Here is a 26,022-nt window from a genome sequence, read left to right on the forward strand (position 1 = left end):
CGGCTACCAGAGACCGTCGAGGTCCCCGCCGTCCGCGAGGCGCCGTGCGACCGCGACACGGCTCAGGCCCGCCGGGTAGGGCAGGTGGGCCGCGAGTTCCCGGGCCTGTGCCAGGACCTCCTCCGCGCGGTCGGGCTCGCCGAGCCTGAACAGGGCCGCGCCGGCGACGATGCGAGCCTCCACCTCGGTCAGCCGCTCACCCGTCCGGCCGGCCCTGGCCGCCTCGGCGAGGGCCCGGTCGCCCGCGGACCCGGCCCGTCCCGACAGCAGTTCACCCCAGGCGACCAGGACCGGCGCGTCGTCCTCGGCCCCCTTGAGAGCGTCCAGCGCATCACCAGGACGACCGATGCGCAGGGCGAGTTCGGCACGCCCCGCGCGTACCTCCTGGCCGGCCTGCCGGTCCCGGGCCCCCGCGGCGGCGGACGCGGCCCGGTCGAGGAGGTCCGCAGCCTCCGCGGTGGCACCGGCGCGCAGCCGGATCCGGGCCAGCGTCGCCAGCGCGTACGGCAGGCACCAGGCGTCGTGCGGCTCCGCGGCCCGCACCGCCGCAACCGCGAGGGTCGCGGCGGCGCCGGACTCCTCCAGCAGCATGTGGAGTTCGGCGAGATTGGCGCGCTCGAACGCGGCGGCGGTGGGGTCCCCTGACCGCTCGGCGAGGGTGAGGGCGCGTTCCCCGGAGGCGACGGCCTCGTGCAGCCGCCCGGCGCGACGCGCGTTCTCCCGCAGTGTCGACATGACCGCGACGATCATGGTCGGGTCGCCCGACGCCTCGGCCGGGCCCAGCGCCAGGTCGGCGGCCTCGCGGGCTTCGCGGAACCGGCCGGCCAGGGCCAGGTTGCGGGCCTGCACGACGTGACTGCGGGCCTGGAACGCCATGCCGGCCGGGCCCGGGACCAGGCGGGCAGGCGCCAGCGCGCTCAGCGCCGAGGCGTACGCCTCCTCGTACCGTCCCAGGATCCCCCGGATCAGCGACAGGGCGAGGTGGTGGCGGGCGGCGGGGCCGGGCGAGGTTCCGGCACCGGCGGGGTGGGACCGCAGGACCTCCCGGGCTTCCCCCATGGCCCCGGCCTTGGCCAGGTTGTCCGCGAGGTGCGCGGCCGCGAGCACCGTGTCGTCGTGGTCGCCGCGGCGTACGAACTCCGCGAGGGCACGGCGCAGCACCCCGGTCGCCTCCGCGAACTGGCCCATGCGGCCGAGGACTTCGCTGTGCGCAAGGCGGGCGTGGGCGGCGTCCACGTCGAGCCGGGCGACGAGTTCGCGGTAGTAGCGGTCGGCGGTGTCGTTGGCGTAGAGGGCCGCGGCGCGCTCGGCCGCACGGCGCAGGTACTCGGCCGCACGCGGGTCGTCGGCGCGGGTGAAGTGCGAGGCCAGCTCGTCGACGGCGTCGGGCCGGCGGCGCAGCACGGTCCGGGCGAAGGCGGCGTGCAGCTGGCGGCGGCGCACCGCCGTCAGCCGGTCGTAGCAGGTGAGGCGGACGACGGGATGGCGGAAGGCGACCCCCGCCTCGGGCCGGCCGTCCACGACGATCTGGCGCTCCTCCACCAGCGAGACGGCGATGGCCCGTTCCAGCGCGTCGGCGGCGGCCGCTCCGGCGACCGGAGGGTGCAGCCCGTGCTCCGCCACGTCGAGGAGTTCGGACAGGGCGGTCTCGCCACCCGCCGCGGCCAGCGCCTCGACGACCCGCCGGGTGTCCTGGTCGAGCCGTCCGAGCCGCTCGGCCACGAGCTGGCGCACGCTGTCGGGTGCAACGGCGCCGGAACCCGGCTCCGGGTGGGTGAGCCCGCGTGCCAGCTCGATGGCGAACAACGGGTTGCCGAGGGAGAGTTCCCACACCCGGGCGAGCCGGTCCACTGTCCCCGCCGCGCCGTCCACCGCCTCGGGACCCGTTTCCTGGCCGACGTCCTGGCCGACGTCCGCCGCGGGTTCGCCGCCGGCGTTCCCCGCGAGGGCGTCCGTGGCGACCGCCAGGCACGCGTCCCGGTCCAGCCGACCGACCTCCGTCCGCGCCGCGAGTCCCTGGCGGAGCAGCGCGGCCAGCCCGGTCCGGCGCGGGTCGCCCTCGGGCAGCTCCTCCTCCCGGCAGGTCACCAGGAAACGCAGACTCGTCCCGGCATCCGCCGACCGGCGAGCGAGATGGCTCAGCAGCTGGAACGACCCGGCGTCGGCGGCGTGCAGATCGTCGAGGACCAGCAGCACCGGGTGGGCGGACGCCAGTTCGTCGAGCAGGGCGGCGGTACCGCCGAACAGCCGGTCGCGCTCCTCCTCGGGGCTGCGCTCGACGCCGTCCCCGGCGCGCCCCAACGCCGGTAGGAAAGCGGCCAGTTCGGGATGCTCGGCGCCGACGAGGGCGCGTTCGCCGGTGTCACGTCCGGCGAGCCACCCGTCGAGCGCCTCAGCGAACGCCCCGTAGGGGGTGTGGCCCTCCGCGTCGTGTCCGCCGCCCCAGAGCACGGCGTGCGCGGAGCCGGCGGCTCGTCGTGCGACCTCCCGCGCCAACCGTGTCTTGCCGACTCCCGCCTCGCCGGTGAGCAGCCGCACGGGGGGCCCTCCGGAGGCGAGCAGTGCGGCCAGCATGTCGTCACGGCCGCGCAGCGGCGTTGCGAGCCGGCCCCGGGCGACGGCCGGCAGCGCGGGGGCGGACGCAGGCCCGGCGGCCCTCGTCATCGGCCTGGCGGCGAGCGCTGCACGGTGCAGCCGCTCCGTCTCCGGTCCGGGCCGGACCCCGAGTTCGGCGTCCAGCGCCTCCCGGCACACGTGGTACTGGCGTACCGCGCGCCGCCGCAGCCCCTGCCGGATGTACGCGTCGATGAGCACGCGGTGGGCGAGTTCCTCGGCCGGGCTGTCCGCCAGCACCTGCTCGGCGACCGCGGCCGCCTCCTGCACGGCGCCCCGCCCCAGGTGGGCGGCGGCAAGACCGAGCAGCAGCTCCTCGCGCAGCCGGGCCAGGCCGTCCCTGCGGGTCTGCGCCCAGGTGGCGTACCGGTCCTCCGGCAGCAACTCGCCGCGGAACTCCGCGAGGGCGGCGGCCAGCACAGCCGGCTCGCCGGAGGCCAGCGCGTCGCGTGCCGCCGTCTCGGCGTGGTCGGTGTCGATCCACACGGTGGCGGGGTCGAGCCGCAGCATCACCCCGTCGGAGACCAGGTAGGAGGAGGCGGCGCGCGGAGGGAGTTCGGGTTCGAGGGCGCGGCGGGCCGCGTGCAGGGCGACCCGCAGGCTGCCGGCCGCGGCCTGCGGATCGGCGTCGGGCCAGCAGATGTCCATCGCCTGCTCGCGGTGGAGCTCGTGTCCGGGGACGACGGCGAGCAGCTTCACCAGGGCCCGGGCGCTGGGACGCGGCCACCGTTCGGGGAGCGCCGGCCCACTGTCGCGTACGACACGAAAACCGCTGAAAAGGTACAGCCGCAGCACGGGCGGACGGGGTGTGTCGCCATCCGTGGTGTGCCGCGCGTCCATGAGGGCGCCCACTGTAATCGAGGGCGAACGGGGCGCGCCGTGAGCGTCCGGACGGCCGCGGCACGGACGTCCGGACGCTCGGCGGCCGGCGGTGCACGCCGGCGCCCTGGCGGCCCCCTCCGCCGTCAGGGAATCCGCGTGTTCCGGCCGCCCGATGCCGGGGCCCGGGCCCCGGCATCGGCGTCGGCGTCGGGCGCGTCCCGAGGGACACGCAGGTGTTGCGGCTCAGGAGAGCTTGTACGTCGACACCTCGTGGATGCTCTGGTTCGAGATCAGGTAGCCACCCCCGATCAGTTCGGCCGTCTCGTTCACACCGCGGTCGTCGAAGTTGAGCATGACGATCTCGTCCACGCCGTCCCCGTCGAGGTCACCGGCGACGTAGTTGCGGGAGCCCCCTTCGGTCGCGGTCTTGCCGACGTAGTTCGAGTGCATCCCGTCGCTGACGAACGTGGCGGGATCCCACAGGTAGGCGCCGCCCTCGGATCCGGTGATGCCGACCTTCTGCCCGCCGGGCCCGGTGATCCAGCCCGCGGTGTGGGTCGGCGGGAGGAACAGCGTCCGCGTGTCCGCACCGCCGGGGCCGTAGGAGTAGGCCGACCCGGTTCCGGCCTGCATGAGCACCCCGTCGCCGTCGAAGTAGCCGCCGTGGGTCCACAGGCCACCCGACACCGCGCTGTGCAGCAGCTCCCCGGTGCGGCCGTCGCGGATCTCCACGACGTTGCTCGGGGACATCAGGACGCCGCTGGTGGTGTGGATGGGCGTCCAGGCGACCCAGGTGTAGGCCACGGCGTGCCCGTCGGCGTAGGGGGTGTTCGCCGAGGCGTAGACCGCGTGGTCCAGGAGCGCGCCGCGGATGCCGTCCTGGGCGTCCGCCGGAGCGGTCGGCGTCGCCTCCCAGCCCAGGGTGCCGGTGGCACCGTCCAGCTGGACGGCCCTGACGACGGGATTCGTGACAGCGATGGCACCGGCGCTGCCGTACTGCGTGTACACCTTGCCGTCGTTCACCGAGGGGTCGGCGAAGTACACGCTGCCGGCGCTCGCCGGCGCCGCGTACGTCCACAGCGCCTTGCCGTTGCCCTTGTAGACGCGCAGGGCGTCGGTGGGGACGAGGATCTCCTTCTTGCCGTCGCCGTCGACGTCGGCGAGCACGACCGAGCGGACGTACTGGCCGCCGCCGTCGATCGTGCGCAGGATCGCGCCGGTCCGCGAGTCGAGCACGACGACCGCGCTGTCCGCGGCGACGACGATCTCCGGGGTCTTGTCGCCGGTGACGTCCGCGACCTCGATGCGGTGCACCGCGCCGGGCAGGGTGGCGTGCCACAGCATCTTCGGCGTGCCACCGACCAGCGAGGTGCCCGAGTAGGCCCACACGCCGCTCGACTGGCCGCCCTCGACGAGATCGGGCTTCTTGTCGCCGTCCACGTCGACCAGCTGCGCGTACGCCATGTCGCCCTGCAGCGGCGTCAACCGCTGCTGGGTGCCGCCTGCGAGGTCGTACGTGCGGACGTTCTGGTCCGCGTCGACCGTCCGGATGTGCAGACCGTCACTGTCCTTGTAGACGTCGTCGAAGACGGGCGAGGCGGTGGCTCCCGCGGTCCGCCACGCCACCTTGCCCTTGGCGTTGAACACGGTCAGCGACCCGTACCGGCCGCTGGTGTTCACGGCCGTGCCGATGTCCGTGTCGTCCTGTCCCGCGGCGACCAGCTTGTTGCCGACGACGTCGAGCCGCCAGGTGCTGGGACCGTCATGCCCGTTGTCCGCGGCCCGTTTGGTCGTGTACTGCCAGAGCGCGGTCTGCGGGTCGTCGCCGTCCAGGACCCGGATCGTGCTCGCGTTCACGAACAGGTTGTCCGTGAGCGAGGACTCGCTGACCACGTACTCGTCGGCGGGGTCGCCGGACAGGTCGCCGACCGTGAAGGCGGTGGGCAGCACGTTGACGCGGTCGGCCAGCGTGGTGCGGCGGCCGTCGGCCAGGTCGTAGCCGGCGACCTCGTACCGCACGCCGTCAGTGATGTCGGACTGTTCCACGGCCACCAGTCGGCCCCGGCCGGTGTCCAGCCGCAGCTGGCGGCTGTACAGGGAGCTGTCGGTCTGCCACCGCACCGAGCCGTCGTTCGTGTCGAGGACGACGGTGCGGCCCCGGGAGGCGCTGGTGGCGGTCTTCGCCAGGTTCCAGGAGACGGCGGTCCGGCCGCCGCCGAGGTCCTGGGCGGACGCCCAGTTGGAGCCCGCGGTCGTGCCGGTGTCGTACGTCCAGGTGCTCGACTCGGTGAGCGCGCCGTCCGCGTACGAGAAGCGGGTCCCGGTCAGCCGCGTCGTTCCGGTCGCGGCGGCCGAGCCGTTCTGCGAGGGCGCGTCACCGACGAGCAGTGCGCCGTCGACGATCTTCACCAGCGACGCGAAGGCGTACACCTTGGAGTAGAGGGTCTTGCCGGTGGCGCCGTCCAGGACGGTCACGATCGTGCCCTTGGTCAACGTCGTGCCGGGAAGGACGACCCCGGCCGGCGGGACCATGCCGAGGCTCGCCGAGAAGGCGATGTCGGGGACGCCGTCACCGGTGAGGTCCCCGGTGTCGTACCCCTGGCCGGAGGACGGGGTGAAGGGGCTGACCGCGTTGTAGCCCATCATCAGGAGCGGCGGGTAGAACTCGGTGTCCCACGGGCGAAGGTGCTTGACCTTCCAGTCGGCCATCAGGGAGGCGACGTCGCGGCTCCACTGCGGCGTGCCGTCGGCGGCGCTGCGCGCGACGTGGCCGAGGCCGTGCAGGGTGAAGTAGTCCCCCTTCTTGTTGCCGACGGGGACGGTGGCGGCGAAGCCCCGCACGCCCTCGATCGTGGAGGTCCTGGTCGTGGTGATCGGCTGGACGGTGTCGGTCGAGGTGCCGCCGGAGGCGCCGGAGGTGGACGGGGCCGGCGTTCCGGTGGCGGTGTCACCGCTGGTGCCGGAGCCGGTGGCGGTGCCGCTACCGGCGCCGTCGGCAGCGGCGTCGCCGTGGAGCTCGGTCTGCAGGCGGTCCGCCAGCGCCTTGCCCTGGGCACTGGTCAGCTTCATGGCCGACGCGTCCGTGCCGGCCGCCAGCGCGTGCGGGGACGCGGTGAGGGCGAGGCCGGCGACGGCCAGCATCGAGGCGAGCCGCAGGGCGCCCCGCGGGGAATGGGCTCTCATGCGTGGTCTCCCTGCGCGAAGTGGACGGCCGAACCGGCGGTGATGACCGCCTGGTTGAACTCGTACTGGAGACCGTCGGTGCCGGCCTGGTTCTCGATACCCACGGTCGCGCTCGCGCCACGGTCGTCGACGCTCTTGTACTGGAGCGTCACGGAGCCGGTGGCCTCGTCGAAGACCGCCTCGAAGGTGGCGCGTGCGCCGGACTGCGCGGCGTAGGCGGCGTTGGTCCACACCACCGCGAACTGCCGGTTGCCCTTCGCTCCGGTGGTGGCCGTCTGGACGCTGGACTTCTTGTCCAGGACGAGGTCGTCCCACAGGACGGCGACGACACCGTTGGGGCGGGCGGCGGTCGGCAGCGGGGTGTTGGCGTAGTCCCCGATGCGCGGCTCCAGGAAGTTGATCAGGCCGTTCGTGGTGATCGAGGCGCTGGTGTAGGAGACGCCGTACAGGTTCACCGCGAAGGGGAGGCTGATCGTGGTGGCGTCCTCGTCACCGGAGAGCGCCACGCTCGTGGTGCCCTTGATCCACGAATACGCCGCCGGGGTGCAGGAGTTGCCCGATGCGTCGGTCAGCGCCGGCAGCTTGATCCGCTCGGTCTCGTCGCCGCTGACGGTGAGGGAGCCGCGGTACACGCCGTTGCACAGCACCGGGGCGGCCGGCGTCACGGACAGGGTGTAGCTGCCGTCGGCGACGGCGGGCAGCGTGAAGGCGCCGCTGGTGTCGGTGGTGACGGGCGCGACCGGTGACCCGTCGACGGACACGGTGGCCTTGGCCAGCGGACGGCCCTGCACGTCGAGGACGGTGCCGGTGACCTTGTGCGAGGTCACGGCGTCGAGCGCGAAGTCACGGGTGAGGGCCTCGTCCGTGGTGACGGTGATGCCGGTGACGGTCTGCGGCGCGTAGCCGTAGCCGCTCAGCGTGAAGGAGTACGTGCCGGCCGGCAGGGTCAGCCGGTAGGCGCCGGCCACGGTCTTGACGGTGCGGGTGTTGCCCGCGGCGTCGGCCGCCTGCACGGTGACGCCGGACAGGGCGGCGCCGGTGGCGGAGTCGGTGACCGTACCGGTCACCGTTGCAGCGGTGTGGGGCGCCTTCTCCACGGAGTCGTAGATGTCGAGCTTGCCCTCGCCCCAGACGTCGTTGGAGGCCGCGGTGCCGCCGCAGTGCGTGTCGTCGACATCGCGCGCGCCCTCGTTGAGCAGCTGGCGGGTGGCGTCGATGTTGCCGACCAGGGAGGGGGCGGCCGACCACAGCAGGGCGACAGCGCCGGCGACGTGCGGTGTCGCCATCGACGTCCCCGAGATGGTGTTGTACGTGTTGCCCGGCCACGTCGAGCGGACGTCGACGCCGGGTGCCGAGATGTTCGGCTTCTGCGAGCCGTCGACCAGGGACGGGCCGAAGCCGGAGAACGAGGCGATCTTGCCCGAGGAGTCGTAGGCACCCACGCCGTAGGCCGGGGCCTGCGAGCCCGGGGCGTGCGTGGTGGAGCAGGTGGTGCCGTCACCGTCGTTGCCCGCGGCGAACGCCTCGAAGATACCGGCCGCGTTCCACGCCTCCACGATGTCCTGGTAGAACGTCGTGTCGCCGCCGCCCCAGGAGTTGTTGACGATGTTCGGCGCGAGGTCGGGGCGCGGGTTCTGCCCGTTGTGGTCGGTCGGGGCGAGGATCCACTGGCCGGCCGCCAGCAGCGAGGCGTCCGAGCAGGAGCTCGACTCGCAGCCCTTGGCGGCGATCCAGGTCGCACCGGGAGCGACACCGACGCCGCCCCTGCCGACCATGGTGCCCATGGTGTGGGTGCCGTGGCCGTTGTTGTCGCACGGCGCGGCCGTCGGGCACTGGCCCGTCGCGTCGAACCAGTTGTAGTCGTGGGTGAAGGAACCGTCGCCGTTGTTGCCGCGGTAGTTCGCCACCAGGTCCGGGTGGTCGTACTGGACACCGGAGTCGACGTTGGCGACGACGATGCCCTCGCCCCGGTCGTCGTACTCGTTCCAGACCTTGTCGGCCTCGATGTCGGCGACGCCCCATTCGGGGGTGCCGTCGCCGGCCGCGGCCGCGGCCGTCTGGGTGGCCGCCTTGACCGCGGACTTCGTCGCGTCCTGCGTCTCGACGTTCCTGGTCTGGCTCTCCAGGTCGTCGAGCTTGTACGTCTGCTCCTTGACGATCCTGGCGACGTCCGAACGCTGGGCGAGTGCGTCGACGAGCGTCTGGCCGCCGGTGACGTAGACGGCGTTGGCGATCCAGAAGTCCCGGTGCCCGACCTTCTTCTTGTCGAGGAACGCGTTCAGCGAGCGCTGGCCGTCCTCGGCCGTGGTCCGCAACTGGTCATAGGCCGCTTTTGCCTTGGCGGCGTGCGACGTCCTGCCGCGGGCGGCGGACAGGTCGGCCTGGCCCTTGAGGACGACGAAGAACGACGCTTCACCGCCGCCCTTCACGGCGTCGAGCAGAGTGGAGTCGATCTTGGGTGACGGAGTGCTGTCGGCAGCCGCGGTGGGCAGCGGACCGGTCAGCAGAACGGCCGACGAGAGCGCGGCCGCCGCCCACACGGCGGATCTGCGCCGGAGATGGCGGGGAAGGTGCATCCGGGTGCTCCTCCTGAGACGGTGAGGGAGAGCACGGACGCTAGGAGAGGGCCGTTACTGGGCCATTACCGGCCCGCGGGAGGGACACGGCCGAACCGGCCCGGCCGTCGTGCAGGCAGGGGCGGCAACGGCAGAAGGCCGCACGGCGGTCGCCACCTGGGTCGATGCGGACGATGGGACGGGTCTTGAGGCGGCTCCGTAGGGCTCGCCGCCCGGAGTGCCCAGAAGATCAGCCGTTGCGCTCGATGCGGGGCGGGGTCCAGGTGGTGTCGAGGATGGCCTGCTGGGGCCAGTAGGCGCGAATGTAGAGGGAGAAGTCGTCGGGTGGGGCGGGGAGCCAGTTGCTCGCTGGTGCCTCGTCGGGCCTGACATTGCCGGCATACAAGGTGAGCGACCCGTCCGCGCCGTAGACCAGGTCGGGGTTCTTCGTGCCCAGCGAGTACCGGCCCAGGTCGTTCTCGAAGTAGAAATGGTGCTTGTTGTACAGGGTCAGCGAGAAGAACCCGTTCACGGGCGGTAGTTGACCCGCGGGGAACCGCACCTGGTAGGCGTGGCGGCCGTCGAGCTGGGCGCCGTCGATGTCGGTGTCGGTGAACAGGTACTTCGTCTCCTGCGGTGCGTTCTCGAACATGTTGGAGCGGGCGAGCGCGGTGCGGGTGAGGTAGTCGGTACCGAACGCGGAGTTGTTCCTCGGCGAGAACCAGTTGTTCCCGGCTGCGGGGCCGTTGAACTCCCAGCGCAGCAGCGGGGTGATGAGTTCCCTCTCTGCTTCGTGGGCGACGTCGACCAGCGTCTGCTTGACGTCCTGCCAGGTGTCCGCGGCGGCGAGCAGCGCGCGGAACTGCTGGTACAGCGCCTCCTCGCCCGGCAGCGGCGGCACGGTGTCCAAGACCTCGGGCAGCTGGTCGAAGAACTTCGCCGGATCGACCCAGTGGACCTCTCCCCCGGACGCGCCGGCGGGGGCGGGGAAGGTCGGCACGTTCGCCCAGTCGTCGGACTTCATCGTCCCGTCGAACTCGTCCAGCGGGTAGACCGTCACGTAGGGCAGCAGCTCCATGACCTTCGCCCGGTCCTCGGGCGTGTCCTGGATGAAGACGCGAGGGCAGAAGGCCGCCAGGGCCGTCGAGGAGCGGAACGAGCCGGTGATGCCGTCGGGCAGGTCGCCCGTCCAGTTCGGGCCGACCAGGGCGTAGAAGCCGGGCTCGGTACCGTACTGCTTGCCCAGCCGCGCGAACGAGTCGGTGCGGTGGTCCCAGGCTGCGGCCACCCAGAACCGGTCGCCGAAGTCGGGGATCTGGAACACGGCGGGCTGGTCGTCCAGACTGCCGAACCCGAAGCCGTACAGGACGTCCTGGTTGGTGCAGGCCACGAACCGCTGCCCGGCGGGGATGTAGTCGGTCAGCATGCACACCCGTCCCAGCGGGGCGATCGGCAGCACCCCACCCCGCAGCCCCGGCTCGGGGACCGACGTGAGGGCCGTGCGCCGGTTGATCATCGACACCATCGGCCAGCCCCACACGTAGGCGAACCGGCCCACCGCCCGCACGAACGCCTCCGGCATCCGAGTGTGCGCCACAGGCCCCGCGGTCTCCGACGACGCCATGGCCGCCCCTTCCCTCAACCTGCTCCGCCGACGCATCACACGCTAGGCAAGCGCAGGAACAGCGGCTATTCATGTTGGGCCGAGAGGAACGCACCCCACCGTGGAGCCAGCCCGCTGCCTGCGAGAAGGCGGCCATACCCCATCCACCTGCAGCCGGACTCCGAGGAGCGGACTCGGGCCGCCGTCGACAGTCAGCGGGGCTGCGCACTGCTCGCGGACCGCCAGGGGTCACCCGGGCGGTCCGCTCGCATCGCCGCAGGTCAGACGTCGATCTTCGATCGGTCCAGCGTGCCGGCGGAGTTGGTGATGAACTCCTTGCGGGGGGCGACCTCGTTGCCCATCAGGAGGTCGAAGGCCTGCTCGGCGGCCTCCAGGTCGCTGATGTTGATGCGGCGCAGGGTGCGGTGGCGGGGGTCCATCGTCGTCTCGGCCAGCTGGTTGGCGTCCATCTCGCCGAGGCCCTTGTACCGCTGGATGGAGTCCTTGTAGCGCACGTTGCGGCGCTGGAGGTCCAGCAGCGTCTGGTGCAGCTCGCTGTCGGAGTAGGTGTACACGTACTTGTCCTGGCCCTTCTTGGGCTGGATCAGCTCGATGCGGTGCAGCGGGGGCACCGCGGAGAAGACCCGGCCCTCCTCGACCATGGGGCGCATGTAGCGCTGGAAGAGGGTGAGCAGCAGGCAGCGGATGTGGGCGCCGTCGACATCGGCGTCGGCGAGGAAGATCACCTTGCCGTACCGCGCCTGGTCGATGTCGAAGGTCCGGCCGGACCCGGCTCCTATGACCTGGATGATCGCGCCGCACTCGGCGTTCTTCAGCATGTCGGAGACGGACGACTTCTGGACGTTGAGGATCTTGCCGCGGATCGGCAGCAGCGCCTGGAACTCGGAGTTGCGCGCGAGCTTGGCGGTGCCGAGGGCCGAGTCGCCCTCGACGATGAACAGTTCGCTGCGGTCCACGTCGTCGCTGCGGCAGTCGGCCAGCTTCGCGGGCAGCGAGGAGGTCTCCAGCGCGGTCTTGCGGCGCTGCGCCTCCTTGTGCTGGCGGGCGGCGATGCGGGTCCGGGCGGCGGCCACGGTCTTGTCCAGCACGGCGCGCGCCTGCGCCTTGGTGTCGCGCTTGGTGGAGGTCAGGAACTCCTTCAGCTCCTTGGCCACCACCGCGGCCACGATCCGGTTCGCCGCGGAGGTGCCGAGCACCTCCTTGGTCTGGCCCTCGAACTGCGGCTCGGCCAGCCGGACGGTGACGACAGCCGTCAGGCCCTCCATGGCGTCGTCCTTGACGATGTCGTCCTCGGCGACGCGCAACAGCTTGGTGGCGCGCAGTACTTCGTTCACCGTGCGGGTCACCGACCGCTCGAAGCCGGTGACATGGGTGCCGCCCTTGGGGGTGGCGATGATGTTGACGAAGGAGCGCGTCGTGGTGTCGTAGCCGGTGCCCCAGCGCAGCGCGATGTCCACGCCGAGTTCGCGGGTGACCTCGGTGGGCGTCATGTGCCCCAGGTCGTCGAGGACGGGCACGGTCTCCTTGAAGGTGCCGCTGCCGGTCAGCCGCAGCACGTCGCAGATCGGCTTGTCCGGCGCGAGGTACTCGCAGAACTCGCTGATGCCGCCGTCGAAGTGGAAGACCTCCTCGACGGGCTTCTCGGACTCGATGCCGCGCTCGTCGCGCACCACGATGGTCAGGCCGGGCACCAGGAAGGCCGTCTGCCGGGCGCGCTGGTGGAGGGTCTCCAGGGAGAGCTTGGCGTCCTTGAGGAAGATCTGCCGGTCCGCCCAGTAGCGAACGCGGGTGCCGGTGCGGGTGCGGGGGACCTTCTTGACCTTGGTGAGGCCGCCGCTGGGGTCGAACGGCGCCTCGGGCCCGGACTCGTTGAAGATGCCGGGGACGCCGCGCCGGAAGCTGACGGCGTGGGTGTGGCCGCCGCGGTCCACCTCGACGTCGAGGCGGGAGGAGAGGGCGTTGACCACGGACGCGCCGACGCCGTGCAGGCCGCCGGAGGCCGCGTAGGAGCCGCCGCCGAACTTGCCGCCGGCGTGCAGCTTGGTCATGACGACCTCGACGCCGGACAGGCCGGTCTTCGGCTCGACGTCGACCGGGATGCCGCGGCCGTGGTCGCGGACCTCGACCGAGCCGTCGTCGTGGAGGATCACCTCGATCCGGTCGCCGTGGCCGGCCAGGGCCTCGTCGACGGAGTTGTCGATGATCTCCCACACGCAGTGCATCAGACCGCGACTGTCGGTGGAGCCGATGTACATGCCGGGGCGCTTGCGGACGGCTTCGAGGCCTTCGAGGACCAGCAGGTGCCGCGCGGTGTAATTGGAGCCGTCGCGGTCTGCACCCGCCAGCAGCGCGGTGGACGGCACGGATGTTTCGGCGGTCACGCGGGCAGCTCCTCGTTCCAGATGGTGTGACATTCGTCAACCGCGGCAGTCGTCGGGGACGACCGCCGTGTTTCGGTGACGAGGGTACCGATGCCGGGCATGGGGGCTGTGCCGCGACCCGGCATCCGGACTGCCCATCCTAACTCTTATCGAGCAGGCGTTCGATAACTCGCACGAGTGATACACATGTCACGTTCCCAAAGAGGCATGAACCATTTAGGCTCCGGGCACGTCCTCTCCAACAACCCGACAGCCAGCCGGGACGAAAGGGACAACAGCTCAATAAGCGACATCTAACGCAACTGACTCCTATTCGCCGCCAATCGGTAACACCCAGTCACTCCGAAGTCGGTTCCAAGGAAAAGCCGTGAGCGGGAACGTTTTCGGCCTGGTTGGATGTTGACCCTGGTACGACCCCTCGTCGAGCTAGAGAAGAGGCGACGTGACTACTGTTCTGACCCCCGCGAACCCGCTGACGGCGGCCGACCGCTGTGACAGGTGCGGCGCTCAGGCTTACCTGCGTGTCGTCCTCATCAGCGGCGGAGAGCTGCTGTTCTGCGCCCATCACGGCCGCAAGTTCGGGCCTGAACTCAAGAAGATCGCAGCGGAAATACAGGATGAGACCGGCAGGCTCACCGACACCCCGGCAAGTGCGGGAGAAGAAGAGCGCTGACACATCGCACAGCGACGAGTTCGGACCCGCGGGCGGATGGACCCCTTCAGGGGGTGTCCGCCCGCAGGCGTCTCTCCGGACCGGTGCTGCGATGGCCCGGCGCTGTGATGGCACTGCCGTGGGGCCGCAACGGCCCTGCCGTAGGGCGGCCGGCCGTAGAGCTGCGATCGATGGATGCGTGACCTCAGGTCACGACTCGTGACCTCTCGTCACATGTGCTGCGCGACGAGCGCGGCCACCACGGAGATCCGCGTGTACACCCCCGGGTAGTCGGCAAGGGCACAGCCGTTGCCCCACGAGACCAGGCCGACCAGCCGGCCGGCCACCACCAGCGGTCCGCCGCTGTCCCCCTGACAGGCGTCCTTGCCCCCGCCCTGCGCGCCCGCGCACAGCATGGTGGTGTGGTCGAAGGTGCCGTCACCACCCCCCGGATACGCCTTCTCACAGGTCGTGTCCGCGAAGATCGAGACCGGCGCGCTACGCAGCGAGGTCGCGTAGTCACCGCGGCCGGTCGTGTCCCCCCAGCCGTACACCTGGGCCTGGGTGCCCGGCGCGTAGTCGGCGGTGTCCGACGGCTGGGCCATCGGGAGGGCCGCCCCGGCGGGCAGCGAGTGCCCCAGAGTGACCACCGCGACGTCCCCCGCGTTCGTCGCGGGGTCGAAGGCGGGATTGACCCAGACTCCGGCCAGCGGCATCTCCTCGCCGGTCGTGCTGGACAGGTCGGTGCGCCCGACGATGAGGCGGAGGTCCGGCAGCTGCCGCCAGTCGCTGACCCCGAGTGCCTCCGTGCTGAAGCAGTGGGCCGCGGTCACCACGGTGTGCGGTCCGACGGCCACGCCGCCGCAGAACTGCCCGGAGCGGCTTGCGCCGAACCGGGACCTGCTGCCGAGGGCGACCACCCACGGCTGCTGGTCGGTGGAGGTCGGGGAGCCGCCCACCACGACCCCGTTCGCCGAGGCGGGGGTGGCGGGGGCGGCCATGGGTATGGCAAGGGCGGGCAGCAGGGCCACCACGCCGGCGACGACGACTCGGCAGCGCAGCACGGCACGGACAACGGAACGCATAGGGCCTCCTGACTCTGTGGATCTCTCGGGATACCCAGAGTCATCGATACGTTCGGAGGCCGCATCCGCAGGCAGGCGAATGCCCGGCCGGTTCTCCACCCGGCCGGGCATCCGCGGTGACCGCTGTCGTGACGGTGCGTCCGGTCAGTCGAGGTAGTCGCGCAGGACCTGCGAGCGCGACGGGTGACGCAGCTTCGACATCGTCTTCGACTCGATCTGGCGGATCCGCTCGCGGGTCACGCCGTAGACCTTGCCGATCTCGTCCAGGGTCTTGGGCTGGCCGTCGGTGAGGCCGAACCGCATGGAGACGACGCCGGCCTCGCGCTCGGACAGGGTGTCCAGCACCGAGTGCAGCTGCTCCTGCAGAAGCGTGAAGCTCACCGCGTCGGCGGGCACGACCGCCTCGGAGTCCTCGATCAGGTCACCGAACTCGCTGTCGCCGTCCTCGCCCAGCGGGGTGTGCAGCGAGATGGGCTCGCGGCCGTACTTCTGGACCTCGATGACCTTCTCGGGGGTCATGTCGAGTTCCTTGGCCAGCTCCTCCGGGGTGGGCTCGCGGCCCAGGTCCTGGAGCATCTGGCGCTGGACGCGGGCCAGCTTGTTGATGACCTCGACCATGTGGACGGGGATGCGGATGGTGCGCGCCTGGTCGGCCATGGCACGCGTGATCGCCTGCCGGATCCACCAGGTGGCGTACGTGGAGAACTTGAAGCCCTTGGTGTAGTCGAACTTCTCGACCGCACGGATCAGACCCAGGTTCCCCTCCTGGATCAGGTCGAGGAAGAGCATGCCGCGGCCGGTGTAGCGCTTGGCCAGCGAGACCACGAGGCGGAGGTTGGCCTCCAGCAGGTGGTTCTTGGCCCAGCGGCCGTCCTCGGCGATGATCTCCAGCTCGCGCTTGAGCTTGGGAGCGAGCTTGTCGGCCGCCGCGAGCTTGTCCTCGGCGAACAGACCGGCCTCGATGCGTTTGGCCAGCTCGACCTCCTGCTCGGCGTTGAGCAGCGGGACCTTGCCGATCTGCTTGAGGTAGTCCTTGACCGGGTCGGCCGTGGCGCCGGCGACGGCGACCTGCTGGGCAGGCGCGTCGTCCTCGTCGTCGTCGGAGAGCACGAAGCTCTCGGACTCGGTCTTCTCCGTGTCGTCGTCTCCGCCCTTGCCGGGCGCGGCGTCCTCGAGCAGGTCCTCCGCCTCGACTGCCTCGTCCTCGCCGGGAGCGGCGGCGGTCTTCTTCGCCGCCACCTTCTTCGCGGGGGCCTTCTTGGCAGCCGTCTTCTTGGCGGCGGTCTTCTTCGCGGGTGCCTTCTTGGCTGGGGTTTCCGCCTCCACCGATGGCTCCACCGTGGTCTCGGCCTCGGCCACCACCTCGGGGGCGGGAGCCGTCGGCACTACGGTCTTCTTGGCAGGGGTCGCCTTGGTGGCGACCGTCTTGGTGGCAGTACGCTTCGCCGGGCTCTTGGCTGCGACGCTCTTGCGGGTGCGCTTGGGCGCCTCAGCGGCTGTCACCATCAGCGTCACACCCTCCTCGTCGAGGACCTGGTTGAGGCTGCGCAGAACGTTCTTCCACTGGGTTGCCGGAATCTGGTCCGCTTCGAACGCCCGACGCACGTCGTCGCCGGCGATCTGGCCCTGGGCCTTACCCTGCTCGATGAGCGCCATCAGAGACTCGGATTCGGCGATCTCGGACGGGAGCGTACGGGATGTGCTGGCCGACACGAACAACCTCTCGGAACGATGGGAACGACTCGGTGGAACCGTGCGGCGACTCAGCGTCGAACCGGACGCCGGGTATGCCTCGTGCGGCCGCCACCTCTTAAGTCATCGCACTGCTTCGCCAAGCGTTACGCCCAGCTTACGTGGCCCGAGTCACACCCCAAATCGCACCGTGATGCAGCAAAGCCGGGCATCTGCCACGCATGGGGCCGCCGCCGGTCCCGGCGGTGCGGGACCCGCGGCGGCCGTGACGCGATCAGTGCTCGCGCGGCGCGGGGACCACGTGGTCCGCGCCTCCGGAGGCGCCGGGGGCCGGGCGGGCGGACGGGACGGCGAGCAGATCGCGCATCGCCGCCTCGGCCGTGCCGCCGTCCCCCTCGGCGAGGGCGTCGACGATGCGGTGGTGCAGCCCGATCGCGGCGTCCCCGGAGCGCTCGCAGCCGGAGACCGAGCCTCCGGAGACGTGCAGCGCCGAGGAGACGATGCCGGACAGGTGCTCCAGCATCTTGTTGCCGGCGACCTGGAGCAGCAGGGTGTGGAACTCGGAGTCCGCGCGGGTGCAGGTGAGCGCGTCGCCCTGGGCGGCGGCGTGGGCCATGATCTCGGCCATGTCGGCCAGCCGCTGCTGGATGTCCTCGCGGCCGTGGCCCGCGGCCAGCCGTGCGGCCAGCGGCTCGATGGTCCAGCGCAGCTCCTGGAGCTCGCGACGCTGCTCCTCGCGCTGCGGCCCGAAGGCCCGCCACTCGATGATGTCGGGGTCGAGGAGGTTCCAGTCGCTGACCGGGCGGACCCGGGTGCCGACGTTGGGCCGGGCACTGACCAGTCCTTTGGCCTCCAGGACGCGCAGCGACTCGCGCACCACGGTGCGGGAGACCTCGAAGCGCTGGCCGATCTCCTCGGGCACCAGCGGCCGGTCGGCGCCGAGGTCGCCGGAGACGATCATCTGGCCGAGCTGCTGGACGAGTTGGCCGTGCAGTCCCCGGCCGCGGCTGCCGCCCGCGCGGCGGCCGACCCGGCTCATGTCCGGCTCCACGCCTTCCCAGGCCGGGCCCGGTCCGGGGCGTTCGGCGCCGGGGGCGTCGGCGTACGGATATCGGTCCAGCTCGCCCGGACCGGCGATGCCGGAATCAGCGGAGCGAGCCGCGGTCATCATGGAATGCGCAAGGGTACTCACGCATCCTTTGTCGGCCATGCCGGAGCGGGCCTTGAGGGCTTTGCTGAAAAGCACACGAAAGGGTGAGCGCTCATCACCTGATCATTGACGTCCTTTTCCGGAGGAATCATCCCTTCTTGCTGGTAAGCGGGGCAGCTGCGCTGTCGGGCAAGGGAGTTGAGCGGCGGGCACGGCGCCTGCCGAGCAACGCACTGGCCATGTACGCGCCCAGGAGCACGGTCAGCGACAACCCCAGCGCCAGGACGAGCGGTTGGCTGACGAACCGCAGCGCGACCTCGACGGTGCTTCCCTCGCCCTGCGGGACGCCGCTGACCACCGACCACAACGCACCCCCGGCCTCCAGGAGTTCCCGGGCCGTCCCCTCACCGAGCAGCGCCCGCACGGCCGGTACGGCCAGCAGCGGCACGGCGAGCACCGCCGCCACTCCCAGTGCGGTGGTGCGGAAGACCGCGCCCGCGAGGACGCCGGCCCAGGCGCAGCCGACCGCCAGGGCCGCCCAGCCGCCGAGCACGAGGGGCGAGCCGAGCACGTCCGGCACGTGGCCGTGGGCGAAGGAGGTGCGCAGCAGCACCAGGTCCAGTACGGCGGCGAGGGCGGCCAGCACAAGCGCGGCGGCCCCGCTGAACGCGAGCTTGGCCGCCAGCAGCCGAGGGCTGCGCGTCTCCGGCCCGTAGCCGGGGGCCAGCGCCGGGTACAGGTACTCCTGGCCGTAGGTGAGCGCGCCCAGGCCGCCCGCTCCGATGGCGGCCGCGGGCAGCGGGAGTTCCGTGGACCAGCCGGAGAGCTGCCGCAGCGGCGTCTGCGGCGGGCCGCCGTAGCGGGCCGTGAGCAGGGTGCCGGCGGCCGAGCAGGCGAGTGCGACCCCCGCGGCCAGCCAGGGCGTGCGCACCCCGAAGCCCCGCCGCATCTCGTAGCCGAAGGCCTTGGCCGGGCCTTCGCGGTGGCCGGCCCTGCGCGGTGGCCGGGGCGGCCGGGTGGCGAGCCGGCGGAGCAGGCCGGGCCTGGCGGGCGCCTCGTCCGGTTCGGCGACCGGTTCTTCGGCCAGGACCGCCGCGGCCTCGGGTCCCGCGGCTCCGTCGGCGGTCCTGTCGGCGAGCTGGTGCAGCAGGATGCCGTTGCGGTAGGCGGTCTCCCCGACGGCCGCCGAGGACGAGCCGAAGACCGCGATCCTGCTGCCGCTGCTCGCCACCACCTCCGCGCCTTCCCCCGACAGCAGTTCGCCCAGCCGCTGGGCGTAGGGAGAGCGGACGGCCACATAGGGACGCAGCCGGGTGCGGGCGAACTGCTCGGCCGGCTCGTCGGCCGCCAGCCGCCCGCGGTCGAGCGCGATCACGTGGTCGGCGGTGCGGGCCAGGGCGCGGCTGTCCCGGCTGGTCATCAGCACGGCACCGCCCCCGGACGCGTGGCGGCGAGCCAGTTCGTGCACCCAGGCGGCTTCCCGGGGCGGGAGTTCACGGACCGGGTCGTCGAGGACCAGGACGCGCGGGCGCGTCAGGAGCGCGACGGCGAATCCCAGCCGCCGGTCCATGCCCAGCGAGTAGGAGCCGATCCGCTCGTCGGCGACCGGGTCGAGGCCGACGACCTGCAGCACCTCGTCCGCGCGGGACAGCGGCACCCCGAAGGCGGGGCAGAGCATGCGCAGGTGGCCGCGGGCCGAACGCCTCGGGTGCGCCGGGACGTCGCCGATCAGCGCGCCGATCTCCCGCGCCGGGTGCGCCAGTTCCTGCAGGGGCCTGCCGTCGACCAGGGTCGCGCCCCGGCCGGCCTCGACACCCAGCAGCAGCCGCAGCGCCGTGGACTTGCCCGCCCCGGCAGCACCGAGCAGGCCCGTCACCTCGCCCCGTCTGACCTCGAACGACAGGTCGGCGACCGCCGGCCGCGCGCCGCGACGGGACATGCTGGTCAATCCGATGGCCTGGATCACTCCAGCACCATAACGCTCAAAACATCAGAAAACGGACAAGATTCGGCGAGCGTCAGACCTCTGGCCGCAGCATGGGCGGATTGAGCAGCGTCGCCCCTCCGGCCCTGAACAGCTGGGCCGGCCGACCGCCCTGACGGGTGGTCGTCCCTCCGGTGGGAACCAGGAAGCCGACCGTGCCGGTCACCTTCCGGTGGAAGTTGCGCGGATCCAGCGCCACCCCCCACACCGCCTCGTAGACCCGGCGCAGCTCACCCACCGTGAACTCGGGCGGGCAGAACGCGGTGGCCAGCGACGAGTACTCGATCTTCGAGCGGGCCCGCTCCACGCCGTCCGCGAGGATCCTGCCGTGGTCGAAGGCGAGCGGTGCCGCGTCCCCGACATGGTCCTGCCCGTTCTCGGCGAGCAGGGTGTCCACCGGGGCCCAGCGGGCGCTGCGCGCGTCGCCGCCCGCCCGGGGGGCCGGCAGGTCCGGGGCCAGGACCAGGTGGGCGACGCTGACCACCCGCATCCGCGGGTCGCGCTGGGGGTCGCCGTAGGTCGCCAGCTGCTCCAGGTGCGCGCCGCTCTGGGCCCGCAGCCCCGTCTCCTCCGCGAGCTCTCTCGCCGCCGCCTGCGAAAGATCCTCGTCGGCCCGCACGAATCCGCCGGGCAGTGCCCACCGCCCCTGGAAGGGCGGCTCGCCACGGCGCACGGACAACGCGCACAGCGCGTGGTGCCGGACCGTGAGAACGACCAGATCGACGGTGACGGCAAACGGCGGGAAGGCCGACGGGTCGTAGGGCGACATGCCGCGATCTTAGTCGTCTGCCTGACGATAATCAGCTGGATCAGCACCTGTTCGCGATCAGGTCGGACCGAATTCCCCCGCGGCGCCCGCCCCCGGCGTGTACCGCATCCGGGTGAGCACCCCGCCGAGCGGACGCCGAACCTCCCGTCTACCGTTCGTCCACGGGAGCTGCTGCTCCCGGTACCGCCCAGCACCGCCCCGCACCTCGGGAGAGACCACCCATGGCAGTCCACCGCCAGCCCGGCACCGTCATCACCGACCACACTTTCGCCGTCCCCCTGGACCACGCGGAGCCCGGCGGCGAGCAGATCGAGGTCTATGCGCGGGAGGTCGTCGCGGCGGGCAAGGAGCGCGACCGGCTGCCCTGGCTGCTGTATCTGCAGGGCGGCCCCGGCGGCAGGTCGCCGCGCCCGCTGGGCCGGGACAGCTGGCTGACCCGGGCGCTGGACGACTACCGCGTGCTCCTCCTGGACCAGCGCGGCACCGGCCGCTCCACGCCGGCCACCCGCCAGACCCTTCCCGCCCGCGGCGACGCGGCGGCCCAGGCCCGCTATCTGGCGCACTTCCGGGCCGACTCCATCGTGCGCGACTGCGAGGTCGTCCGGCGCAGCCTGCTCGGCGACGAGGGGCGATGGAGCCTGCTGGGCCAGAGCTTCGGCGGCTTCTGCTCCCTCACCTACCTGTCCTTCGCACCCGAAGGACTGCGCGAGGTGCTGATCACCGGCGGTCTGCCCGGGCTGCGCAGCAGCGCCGACGACGTCTACCGCGCGGCCTATCCGCGGATCGAGCGCAAGAACCTGGCCCACTACGCCCGTTACCCACAGGACGTGGCGGCCGTCCAGGAGATCGTGCGGCACCTGTCGGCCAGGGACGTGACCCTGCCCGGCGGCGGTCTGCTCACCCCGGAGGCGTTCCAGGCCGTCGGCCTGATGCTCGGCTCCGGCAGCGGATCGCACACCCTGCACTATCTGATCGAGGACGCCTTCACCATGACGCCGTCCGGGCCCCGGCTCTCCGACGCGTTCCTCTCCCAGGTGCAGGGCCACGTGTCCTTCGTGGGCAACCCCCTCTACGCGGTGATGCACGAGGCCATCTACGGCCAGCTGTCCGTCTCCTCCGCCGGCACCGGGTGGGCGGCCGAGCGGGTGCGCGCCGAGTTCCCGCAGTTCGACGCCGGCGCCGCGGTGGCCGACGGCAGGCCCGTGCTCTTCACCGGCGAGACGATCCACCCGTGGATGTTCGCCACGGATCCGGCGCTTCAGCCGCTGCGCGAGACCGCGGAGCTGCTGGCCCAGCACGAGGAGTGGCCCGACCTCTATGACGCGGCGCGCCTGGCCCGCAACGAGGTCCCGGCGGCGGCGGCCATTTACCACGACGACATGTACGTCGAGACCGCCGACTCCCTCGCCACCGCGCGGGCGGTCCGCGGGCTGCGGACCTGGGTCACCGACGAGTACGAGCACGACGGCCTCCGGGTGAGTGGCGGCCAGGTGCTCGACCGGCTGATCCGTCTGGTCCGCGGCGAGCTTTAGCCGCGGCGATGACCCTGCGGCGGCGCTCCCGCCGCAGGGAGCTGCGCAGCAGCTCCGGGTCCAGTCCGGCGTTCACGGCGTGGTGGAGCAACCGGGCGAAGGTGTAGGTGGGTTCGAGGTCCAGCGCCAGCCCGAGAGCGGCGCGGGCCTCGGCTTCGTCGCCGGACGACCAGGCGACCCATCCGACCAGGGTGAGCGGCGCCGCGGCGTGCTCGGCGTAGGTGCCCGCGCAGCGGCGGGCCAGCGCGCGCCACAGCCGCAGCGCCGCGTCGGCCTGGGCGGGCTCCATCCACTCAGCGGCGCGGTCGCGGGTGTCGCGGTCCTGGAGACCCAGGATGATCTGGGCCGCCTCGTCGTCCGCGAGCAGCCTGTCGTCGCGCCGGTCGGCACGTGCCGCGTCGGCGATCGCGGGTGCCTTGCGGAGCCGTTCCATCGCGGTGCGGGCGAGGGTCAGGGTGCGGTTCCTGATGTCGTCGCACGTGGCGCTGTCGATGAGCATGCGGGGGACGAGGTCCGCGGAGGCGGTGTCGAGGGCGATCTCGTGTTCGCGGTCGCGCGGTTCGACCGGCTTCAGCCGCGACTCCAGGTCGCGCAGCGAACTGGGCGAGGGCAGGCCCAGGTAGGCGACCGTGGCCGCCATGGTGGTGCTGCCGGGCTGGGGCAGCGCGGCGCCGTCGGGCGGCGAGGGCGCGGTCTCGGGCGTGAGGTAGGACCACCATCGCCCGGCCGACACGCACAGGGCCTCCACGACCGGCACCTCCAGCGCACCGCACGCCAGCCGCAGCCGCTGCACGAGCGGGCGCAGCTTCTCCATCACGTCCGTGGCGCTCTCGTCGTCGCCCGGGTCCTGGCAGACGAAGACGACGACGGCGTCCGGTGGCGCACCGCGCCGCGTGCTGTTCTTCACGAGGCAGTCGGCGAGCTGCCCGGCGGCCTCGGGCCATTCGCCGGGGTCGTGCGGCAGGCCGAGGCGGACCCGGCCGCCGAACCTGCCGTGCTCACCGTGCAGCGCGACGAGGACGATGCTGTCGTTGGGATGGAATCCCATCAGATACGGCAGAGCGTCGGCGAGTTCGCCAGGGCCGCGCAGCGTGATCTTGACTTCTTCGGACGCCCGCGGTGACTGTCCGTGTTGGGTTTGGTTGCTGTGTGTCATGACTCGACGATGACGCATGGCACACGCTCCGCACCAGGCTCCCCCCAATGCCTGTGGATAACGTCGACATCGAGTTATCCACAGACTGGCGGGCGAGGCTGACGGAGCGTCGGCGCGATCTGGTTGCATGGCGTGCATGAGCGAACACATCACGTCATCGATCAGAGCCGCCTGCCGGAGCGTCAGTGGAACGCGCCCGCGTTACCTACATGCCTGCCGGCCACTCGGGCTGGCCGACCAGGTGGTGTGCGACGCCGCCGTCGCGGTCGTCGTACGGGTGGACCTCATCCCCGAACGGGCCCGAGTGGCTGGGCGAGCCGGGCGGCACCGGCGAAAACGTCGCGCCGAGTCCGCGCAGGCCATCGAACCGGTGCGGTTCGCGGAAGCCGGGCCCGCCACGGAAGTTCGGTGCGCCGCGGAAGTGCCGCCTGCCTCGGCGGCCCGTCCCGCTGCGGAGCCTCGATCCCACCGCGGCGGAGTCTCAGCCCGCCGCGGCCAGGACCAGCGGGAGCACCTGGCCGCTGCCCGAGAGCCGCAGCAGGCGCGCAGCGACGGCGAGCGTCCACCCGGAGTCCGTGTAGTCGTCGACGAGGAGGACAGGCCCGGGCGACGCGGCCAGGGCGGCCGCCATCTCCTGGGGGACCGTGAACGCGCCGGACAGTGCCCTGAGCCGCTGCGCGGAGTTGCTGCGGCGGGCCGCGTATGCACCGTCCGGTCCGGCATGGGCCAGGGTGCCCAGGAAGGGAAGCCGGCCGATGGCGGCGATGCCCTGGGCGAGGGAGCCGACCAGCTGCGGACGGGAGGTCGACGGCACCGCCACGACGCCCACCGGCCGGGCGCTGCCGTCGGGCGAGCCGGCGGCCCAGCCGCCTGGGGAGCGCGCCCAGTCGGCGAGGACCGTGACCGCGGCCTGCAGGACGTCGTCGGGGACGGGGCCGTCCGGCGCGCTCTCGGCCAGCAGCGGGCGCAGCCGGTTGCCCCAGCCGATGTCCGAGAGGCGGCCGAGGGCGCGCCCGGCGGAGCACTGCTCCGAGGCGGGGATCCGCCCCTTGAGGTCGATGCCCAGGGCGGGCATGCCCGTCGGCCACATCCGCCGCGGGTCGACGTCCACCCCGGGGCGTTCCAGCTCCTTCACCGCGCCCGTCAGCGCGTCGGACGAGACGGACGCGTCGAGCCAGGCGCCCGCGCAGTTGTCGCATCGACCGCAGGGCACGGCGCCCTCGTCGTCCAGCTGGCGGCGCAGGAACTCCATCCGGCAGGCGCCGGTCCTGGCGTACTCGCGCATTGCCTCCTGCTCGTCCTTGCGCTGCCGCGCGACCCAGGCGTACCGGTCCGCGTCGTAGTCCCACGGCCGCCCGGTGCTCTCCCAGCCGCCCTTGACGCGCTTGACGGCGCCGTCCACGTCGAGGACCTTGAGCATCATCTCCAGCCGGGTGCGCCGCAGGTCCACCGCCGCCTCCAGGGCAGGCACGGACAGCGGGCGGCCCGCGTCGCCCAGGGCCGACAGCGTGCGCCTGACCTGCTCCTCGGGCGGAAACGCGGAGTCCGCGAAGTAGCGCCAGATCGCCTCGTCCTCGCGGCCCGGCAGCAGCACCACGTCGGCGTGGGCCACGCCGCGGCCGGCCCGGCCGACCTGCTGGTAATACGCGATCGGCGAGGACGGCGATCCGAGGTGGACGACGAAGCCCAGGTCGGGCTTGTCGAAGCCCATGCCCAGCGCCGAGGTTGCCACCAGCGCCTTGACCCGGTTCTGCTGCAGGTCCGTCTCGGCCTGCAGGCGGTCGGCGTTCTCGGTGCGGCCGGTATAGGAGGCCACCTCGAAGCCGCGCTGCCGCAGGAAGGCGGCCGCCTCCTCGGCGGCGGCCACCGTGAGGGCGTAGATGATGCCCGAGCCCGGCAGCTCCTCCAGGTGCTCGGCAAGCCAGGCCAGGCGGTGTGCGGCGTCCGGCAGTTGGACCACGCCCAGCCGCAGGCTCTCCCGGTCGAGCGGGCCGCGCAGCACCAGGGCCTCCCCCGCACCCGTCCCCAGCTGCTCGGCCACGTCCGCGGTGACCCGGGCGTTGGCGGTCGCGGTGGTGGCCAGCACCGGCACGCCGGGCGGCAGCTCGGCGAGCATCGCGCGAAGCCGCCGGTAGTCGGGGCGGAAGTCGTGCCCCCAGTCCGAGATGCAGTGCGCCTCGTCGACCACGAGCAGACCGGTGGTGGCGGCGACCTTGGGCAGCATCTGGTCGCGGAAGTCCACCGAGTTGAGCCGTTCCGGGCTGATCAGGAGGACGTCCGTCTCTCCCCGCTCGACCTCTTCGCGGATCTCCTCCCACTCCTCGGGGTTGGCCGAGTTGATGGTGCGGGCCCGGATGCCGGCCCGGGCGGCCGACTCGACCTGGTTCCGCATCAGCGCCAGCAGGGGCGAGACGATCACCGTCGGGCCGGCGCCGCGGCGGCGCAGCAGCGCGGTGGCGACGAAGTAGACGGCCGACTTGCCCCAGCCGGTGCGCTGCACCACCAGCGCCCTCCGCCGCTCCTGCACCAGAGCGGCCACCGCCTGCCACTGGTCCTCGCGCAGGCGCGCCGACCCGTCCGGGGCGCCGACGAGTTCGGCGAGTACGGCATCGGCTTCGGAGCGGAGTGCTGATTCGTCCATGGGTCCCATGCAACCCGATAGCACCGACAATCAGCCACTTCACCCGCCAGGAACCCCGAGTTCCCGCTGGTTCCGGCCGTTCGGGGGCGGGCGCCCGCCGAAGCGTGCACCCGGAAGGGATCTAACCGGCGGACGGTTCCATACCGGTCAGCGGGGCCAATTGACCGTTGCCGCACGGCAGTG

The 26,022-nt window shown here is 72.2% G+C and carries 14 protein-coding genes; 2 read left to right on the plus strand and 12 right to left on the minus strand.

Going from position 1 to position 26,022, the window contains the following annotated elements; translation table 11 throughout:
- Positions 1–3: 3 nt before the first annotated feature.
- From ACH4TG_RS21420 to ACH4TG_RS21440, 5 genes are all read right to left on the minus strand, one after another.
- Positions 4–3,453 (minus strand): ATP-binding protein, encoded by a 3,450-nt coding sequence (locus tag ACH4TG_RS21420; RefSeq protein ID WP_398243981.1) that lies wholly within the window; start codon positions 3,451–3,453, stop codon positions 4–6.
- Positions 3,454–3,678: 225 nt separating this feature from the next.
- Complete coding sequence (locus ACH4TG_RS21425; protein ID WP_398243982.1) at positions 3,679–6,618, minus strand: FG-GAP-like repeat-containing protein; 2,940 nt, start codon at positions 6,616–6,618, stop codon at positions 3,679–3,681.
- Entirely contained in the window at positions 6,615–9,194 is a 2,580-nt protein-coding gene (locus ACH4TG_RS21430) for a S8 family serine peptidase (protein WP_398243983.1), read from the minus strand. Before ACH4TG_RS21430 ends, ACH4TG_RS21425 begins: the two co-directional genes overlap by 4 nt.
- Before the next feature lie 229 nt (positions 9,195–9,423).
- A complete protein-coding gene (locus ACH4TG_RS21435; protein WP_398243984.1) occupies positions 9,424–10,797 on the minus strand; it encodes a DUF1254 domain-containing protein in 1,374 nt (457 codons plus the stop codon).
- Positions 10,798–11,057: 260 nt separating this feature from the next.
- Entirely contained in the window at positions 11,058–13,178 is a 2,121-nt protein-coding gene (locus tag ACH4TG_RS21440) for a type IIA DNA topoisomerase subunit B (protein ID WP_398243985.1), read from the minus strand.
- A gap of 442 nt (positions 13,179–13,620) precedes the next feature.
- Between ACH4TG_RS21440 and ACH4TG_RS21445 the strand changes: the two genes are divergently transcribed.
- Entirely contained in the window at positions 13,621–13,851 is a 231-nt protein-coding gene (locus ACH4TG_RS21445) for a hypothetical protein (RefSeq protein WP_398243986.1), read from the plus strand.
- Positions 13,852–14,060: 209 nt separating this feature from the next.
- Here the strand turns inward: ACH4TG_RS21445 and ACH4TG_RS21450 are convergent, their stop codons facing one another.
- The 5 genes from ACH4TG_RS21450 to ACH4TG_RS21470 form a co-directional block, all read right to left on the minus strand.
- Entirely contained in the window at positions 14,061–14,915 is an 855-nt protein-coding gene (locus ACH4TG_RS21450; RefSeq protein ID WP_398243987.1) for a S1 family peptidase, read from the minus strand.
- A gap of 144 nt (positions 14,916–15,059) precedes the next feature.
- Positions 15,060–16,628 (minus strand): RNA polymerase sigma factor, encoded by a 1,569-nt coding sequence (locus tag ACH4TG_RS21455; RefSeq protein WP_398243988.1) that lies wholly within the window; start codon positions 16,626–16,628, stop codon positions 15,060–15,062.
- A gap of 253 nt (positions 16,629–16,881) precedes the next feature.
- A complete protein-coding gene (locus ACH4TG_RS21460) occupies positions 16,882–17,799 on the minus strand; it encodes a FadR/GntR family transcriptional regulator (protein ID WP_398243989.1) in 918 nt (305 codons plus the stop codon).
- Between the two features lie 106 nt (positions 17,800–17,905).
- On the minus strand, positions 17,906–19,723 hold the full coding sequence (locus ACH4TG_RS21465) for an ATP-binding cassette domain-containing protein (RefSeq protein WP_398243990.1): 1,818 nt from the start codon (positions 19,721–19,723) through the stop codon (positions 17,906–17,908).
- 52 nt (positions 19,724–19,775) lie between these two features.
- Positions 19,776–20,510, minus strand: coding sequence for an NUDIX domain-containing protein (locus tag ACH4TG_RS21470; protein ID WP_398243991.1), 735 nt, complete (start codon positions 20,508–20,510; stop codon positions 19,776–19,778).
- Between the two features lie 221 nt (positions 20,511–20,731).
- Between ACH4TG_RS21470 and ACH4TG_RS21475 the strand changes: the two genes are divergently transcribed.
- Complete coding sequence (locus tag ACH4TG_RS21475; protein ID WP_398243992.1) at positions 20,732–22,042, plus strand: alpha/beta fold hydrolase; 1,311 nt, start codon at positions 20,732–20,734, stop codon at positions 22,040–22,042.
- On the opposite strand, the gene ACH4TG_RS21480 is transcribed toward ACH4TG_RS21475, so the two are convergent.
- Together ACH4TG_RS21480 and ACH4TG_RS21485 are read right to left on the minus strand one after the other, a co-directional pair.
- On the minus strand, positions 21,954–23,198 hold the full coding sequence (locus ACH4TG_RS21480; protein WP_398243993.1) for a DUF4192 domain-containing protein: 1,245 nt from the start codon (positions 23,196–23,198) through the stop codon (positions 21,954–21,956). The two genes, ACH4TG_RS21475 and ACH4TG_RS21480, sit on opposite strands and share 89 nt — an antisense overlap.
- A 481-nt stretch (positions 23,199–23,679) precedes the next feature.
- Entirely contained in the window at positions 23,680–25,839 is a 2,160-nt protein-coding gene (locus ACH4TG_RS21485) for a RecQ family ATP-dependent DNA helicase (RefSeq protein WP_398243994.1), read from the minus strand.
- Positions 25,840–26,022: the final 183 nt, after the last annotated feature.

The organism is Streptomyces sp. NPDC020917, from assembly GCF_044333795.1.
Lineage (GTDB): Bacteria > Actinomycetota > Actinomycetes > Streptomycetales > Streptomycetaceae > Actinacidiphila.

Excerpts from the sequence above, each read along its gene's own strand:
- ACH4TG_RS21430 (WP_398243983.1), bottom strand. The coding sequence starts at position 9,194 with ATGCACCTTCCCCGCCATCTCCGGCGCAGATCCGCCGTGTGGGCGGCG.
- ACH4TG_RS21475 (WP_398243992.1), top strand. The coding sequence starts at position 20,732 with ATGGCAGTCCACCGCCAGCCCGGCACCGTCATCACCGACCACACTTTC.
- ACH4TG_RS21480 (WP_398243993.1), bottom strand. The coding sequence starts at position 23,198 with ATGACACACAGCAACCAAACCCAACACGGACAGTCACCGCGGGCGTCC.
- ACH4TG_RS21470 (WP_398243991.1), bottom strand. The coding sequence starts at position 20,510 with ATGTCGCCCTACGACCCGTCGGCCTTCCCGCCGTTTGCCGTCACCGTC.
- ACH4TG_RS21425 (WP_398243982.1), bottom strand. The coding sequence starts at position 6,618 with ATGAGAGCCCATTCCCCGCGGGGCGCCCTGCGGCTCGCCTCGATGCTG.
- ACH4TG_RS21435 (WP_398243984.1), bottom strand. The coding sequence starts at position 10,797 with ATGGCGTCGTCGGAGACCGCGGGGCCTGTGGCGCACACTCGGATGCCG.
- ACH4TG_RS21485 (WP_398243994.1), bottom strand. The coding sequence starts at position 25,839 with ATGGACGAATCAGCACTCCGCTCCGAAGCCGATGCCGTACTCGCCGAA.
- ACH4TG_RS21450 (WP_398243987.1), bottom strand. The coding sequence starts at position 14,915 with ATGCGTTCCGTTGTCCGTGCCGTGCTGCGCTGCCGAGTCGTCGTCGCC.
- ACH4TG_RS21420 (WP_398243981.1), bottom strand. The coding sequence starts at position 3,453 with ATGGACGCGCGGCACACCACGGATGGCGACACACCCCGTCCGCCCGTG.